Source organism: Xenorhabdus eapokensis, from assembly GCF_001908105.1.
Genome location: NZ_MKGQ01000071.1, coordinates 1 through 4,706, shown reverse-complemented (window position 1 = coordinate 4,706; position 4,706 = coordinate 1). Strand labels below are relative to the sequence as shown.

Sequence of the window (4,706 nt, the reverse complement as noted above, 5' to 3'; positions counted from 1 at the left end):
AAACCACCATTTATCATAAGGTAGCGGTTCACTGTGGCGTACAATGGGTTTATAAGTCACCACCCGTTTTCCGGGCAGATAAGACTGGCAGGCGGTTAATCCCACTATTACGCTTAAACCCAATAACAGGACTAATATTTTTTTGTGTCTCATTTTGAAATTTCCTTACCGGTAAGATCAAAAATGGCGCGGTGCCATTTTTCACAAGGGCGGTTCACAAAACTGATCAACTCTACCGCACTTACACCTCCCTGAATTTGTTCATCTTTTATCACTACGCTATTCCAGTGGGATGAGCAGTGGACGTATTTAGTTTGGATTATGGCTAACTCTTCTGCGGTAAAAGGCGTTGAAGGCTGTCCTTGCCGAACCGCACGCCCTTGTTTAATGGCTTTTTCTGCCAGAGGTACAAGTTCTGGCGGAAGTTTGTAGTTTTTATCTTTATCTTCATCGGCAGGATCACCAAAGACTACTCCTGCCTCTTGTGCGGCATCCTGCATTACCTGCATAACTACTTTAGACCAGTCATTGGTGATTTCCCGATATAATACCGCTGCCGCTGCCACTTGTTTTTGAAAACGTTCCAGATCATTGCGGGGGTAAAACTGGTTATTTTGCCATGTTTCCACCTTGACCTCGTTACCGTGAAGTAACGGGGCAATGGTAGGATAGGTTCTCATCTGCGATAATTCCTCCTGTGCTTTTTTATAAATCCAAGTGGTGTTATTGGGGGTACTTTCATCGACTGTCAGGCTGCGGGGTCGGGTGATAAATAATCGTTCTATTTCCATCGGGTTATAGCCGCCGCCAATATCGGAATGGGCGCCCGGAAATATCAGTTCTGGATAATCGGGGTTGACACTGTTTAAAGAGAAGTTATAGCGGCATTCATTCATGGCCGAGATGTGGAAAACATGCTCAGCGATGCCAGTAGGCAAACGTATATCAATATCACCTGTATCGGCTGAGTGAGGGTTAAGTCCATTGCTTAATGTGCCAATTGCCGCAACCGTATCAAAGATACCCAGAAAACGGTTTTTTCCTGTGGGGTATGAGGATTTACCCAGATAGTGGTACTGGTCAAAACAATCTGTTAACGCCTGCGCCAAAATCGGATCACAATGAAAAACCCTATTAGCGAAGTGCCGTGCAGCCGCAGCTCCCCGACTAAAGCCAATAATATCGAATTGCAGACATTTGATATTACCTTGAATACTTTCCAATGACTTTGATAGTTCTGTTTTTATTTTCTGAATGGCCATCTCGGTTTTGGCATGAACACCGGTTTCCCCTACTCCCAATCCATAACCTACCACACTGTCTGATTTTCCTGCCTGCGTACCAATTCCTTCGATATACACTTTGATCTGGTGAGAATTATCATCAATTTTCTCATTGATATATATTTTGTGCAAAAAATGCACATTAGTATAGTAGCCATCATAACTGATACGCGAGGTATCACCGGGCAAGCCAAATTGGTTAAAAGAACAACTCATCGACTGTTGATTGATATTAGTTGCTGCTGGAATACATAAAAGTCGTTCATTAATATTATCGACATTGTTCCCTGTACCATCAAAAAATACTCCAATCGTTAAGGTAATACCGCTTTCTATCGCCTGAACTTCCAGTACATACCGCCGATTAAGGGGATGGGCGCTAAATCCTTTTAATGTCGAATCCTTAAAGTGTTCAGATGTTTTTAATTCGTCTTCTTGCCAGCCTTTCACTTTTGGGTAGGCATCGCTGATCGCACCTAATGTGATATAACGATAGTCATGCTTGTCGTTGTAGCTATTTTCTTTTACCTGACGATTGCCTATTTTTCCAGTGTCTGGACGAGCTGGGCATTGGGTCACTTTATCTGCCAAAGGCTGTGCTGAAACAGAGAGTGTCACAGGCATGGGAGGAAGATCTTCTTCACGCAATAAACCATTCCCATCCGTAGTCCCGGTTCGCACAATGAGTTTATTTCCCCGGCTTTTCAGCTTATAAGGTATTCCTGTTAATGGTTTCCCCTGCTCATCCACAAGCTGAAATTCAATCCAGTTTTTCAGTATCTTCTGGCAATCAATACAATTCGTCGGATCTAACGGCTTCATTATTGCTTCCTTATATTTTATTTATCCGTCAATGCGTTCGTTGAGCACAACGTTTTGATTATCAGTAACAAACTGTTCAACGGTTAACTTGTCCAGTTTCTGCTTTTCATCTCTCGCCTGTTTCAGCCATACCACAAGGCTGCTCTGCAATTGCCCTTCTGGTTCATCCAGTTTTAGCGCCAATTCGGGGTTTTCTTCCCAAAGTTGGCAATTTAATGCGTAAGCCAGACTATTGAGGGTAGAATCAGCGGAATAACGGGCATCAATCAGATGATCATCCAACACAAATAAATTCGTGTTCAGTTTCTGAGGGCAATTTTCTGGCCGGTAATAGCAAATCGGGTTGGGCGTATCGATCATCAGCTCATTAACTGGAGTTAATAGCTCACGCCAATCACTCGGTTTCAAGGCGGGCAGTAATGGTGTGAAAATACGGTTATCCATCAGCCGCAACACCACAACCTGACCACGCAGCAACACCTGCTGATGCAACCGCCAGTGCTCTAACTGAAATGACCACGGCAGTGTGCTGCGATATCCCCAGCCCCAACTGGCATCGCTGAATGCGTGTTTATCCAACAGTAGAGCCAGTTCTGGCAGGCAGTTGGCTTTGGGTTGGATCAGCCACGGGCTTTGTTCCAGCATGGCATTCATTGGTGTACCGCTGTAGAGCGGAAATGCCTGCGCTGTCCAGCCGTTAAGGTAAAAGGTTTGGACGGGATTCGGCTCAGCCAGGCTGTTAACCAAAAAATAACAATTCCCTCTGTCCTGATGTGATAGCCAGTTTTTCCAATTGGTCGGTTCCATCATGCTTCTTCTGCTCCAGTGATAATCCAGTTTTCTTCTTGCTGCGCAAGAATGGCGCAAGGCGGTTTCGCCGGAAACTCCACCATTGGCAATGGCGCCACACCGTCCGGTAATTGCAGTGCCAGCCCGCGGCCATTGCCTGCTGACCCCTGTCCGACACTTATCGGTGAAGACAAAATGCCGCCGGGCGTAACCTTGAGAAAACTGCCGCCCACTTTTAATGTGATTTCTGCTGCCGCTTCCAGCACCACTTTGCCGCCGCTTTTCAGGTGAATTTCTTGCCCGCTGTCAATCACGGTGGCATCGCCGGTCTGGATATGCTGGCTGCCCGCAATCCGGTGCGACACATCCCCTTCAGTCGTGATTTTGCGTGAACCGGCAACCTGATGATGGTCATCGGCGCGGATATCATGGTAACGGTTGTTATCGATGCGGCTCTTCTGGTCATGCTTGATATGCCAGTAGGCATCGTTTTCGATATGCGCGGTCAAATCTTTCTGGCCGTGAAAATAGATTTCCTCGCTGCCTTTCGCATCTTCAAAGCGCAGTTCGTTAAAGCCTTTGCCTTTGTGGGTCTTGGTCTTAAAGGTAGTGCGGGTTTTCTGCGCCGGTAAATCCAGCGGCGGGCGGTTCAGGCCGTTGTAAACACAGCCGGTGACGATGGGGCGGTCGATATCCCCATTCAGGTAGGAGATAATCACTTCCTGCCCGATGCGGGGTATCGCCATAAAGCCAAAACCGTTACCATTCCAGCCCTGAGCCACCCGCACCCAGCACGATGCGTTATCATCCGGGTCATCATAGCGGTTCCAGTGAAAATGCACTTTAATTGCGCCGTCTTTATTGACGAAAATTTCTTCGCCTTCCGGCCCGACCACTATTGCGGTTTCATCACCATCGGCTAACGGTTTGTAGTGAAACGGCGGGCGGTAGTCGGCAAGGCCATCGATAAAACTGAAGGTATTGCTGAGTGTCGTACCCTGCCCGCTGTTATCGCCCAGCGCTTGTGGGCAATGCCCGCGATGGCTGATGGTGACGATTTGCCAGCGGGCGTTGAACGGTTTGTGCGGATGATTTTTTATCTCGAAGATTTTGCCCGGCCGGAGTTTGATGCAGTTACTGTGACCACTGCCGGTTTGCTTCTGGTTATCCAGTGCTTCCTGCCGGTATTTTAAAAATGGTTTGGCGGCAGCATCTTTCTGGAATCGTCCGTAACTCTCAAACACGGTGTAAGGGGTCTGGCTGCCGAAGTCGCGGAAACCTTCGCTGCTGTGCATGTGGGAAAGGTGATAGCGCGGGTTCTCCGGGTTGAAATCTTTGTGGAAACTGCGTTGCGGGCTCATCCCGACGCCCAGTTGCACCTGATAAATGGTGTCTGTTCCGTAAGCGGTTTCCGGCTGGGGTTGGTATTGCAGTGGCAAACCGGCGGTCATACCGAGATGGCTGTCACTGAAAAACAGCGTTTCATCCTCAAACCAGAAACTGATGCCTTCTTCCGCGGCTAACCGGCTGAAAAAAGCATAATCGGATTCGCGCTTCTGGGTCACATATTCCCGGTCCTGATGCGCATCGTAGAGTTTTGAATCGGCTTTTACCCGGTGTTTTTTCAGCAGGCTGTTTAAAATGGCCGGCACATTTTGCTGATGATAAATTCGGCTGTCCTGATTGAGCGTCAGCCGCCAGCAGGCAGGGCGAACGGTGACGGAATAGATTGTCTTATTACCATCGGTGCCCACCCAGTCCGCATGGGAGATGATGCCGGTGATTTTGCGCTGCTCCGTTTCACCATAAAAA

General features: G+C 47.9%; 3 protein-coding genes. All 3 read right to left on the bottom strand.

From position 1 onward, the window contains the following. Positions 1-149: 149 nt before the first annotated feature. Positions 150-2,105 (bottom strand): T6SS phospholipase effector Tle1-like catalytic domain-containing protein, encoded by a 1,956-nt coding sequence (locus Xedl_RS19005; protein WP_074025280.1) that lies wholly within the window; start codon positions 2,103-2,105, stop codon positions 150-152. 21 nt (positions 2,106-2,126) lie between these two features. Beyond that, positions 2,127-2,915 carry a DUF4123 domain-containing protein gene (locus tag Xedl_RS19000; RefSeq protein WP_074025279.1) on the bottom strand — a complete coding sequence of 263 codons (789 nt, stop codon included), beginning with the start codon at positions 2,913-2,915 and terminating at the stop codon, positions 2,127-2,129. Next, positions 2,912-4,706, bottom strand: a 1,795-nt coding sequence (locus Xedl_RS18995) for a type VI secretion system Vgr family protein (protein ID WP_083600404.1), incomplete at its 5' end; no start/stop codon positions are given. The genes Xedl_RS19000 and Xedl_RS18995, both read right to left, overlap by 4 nt.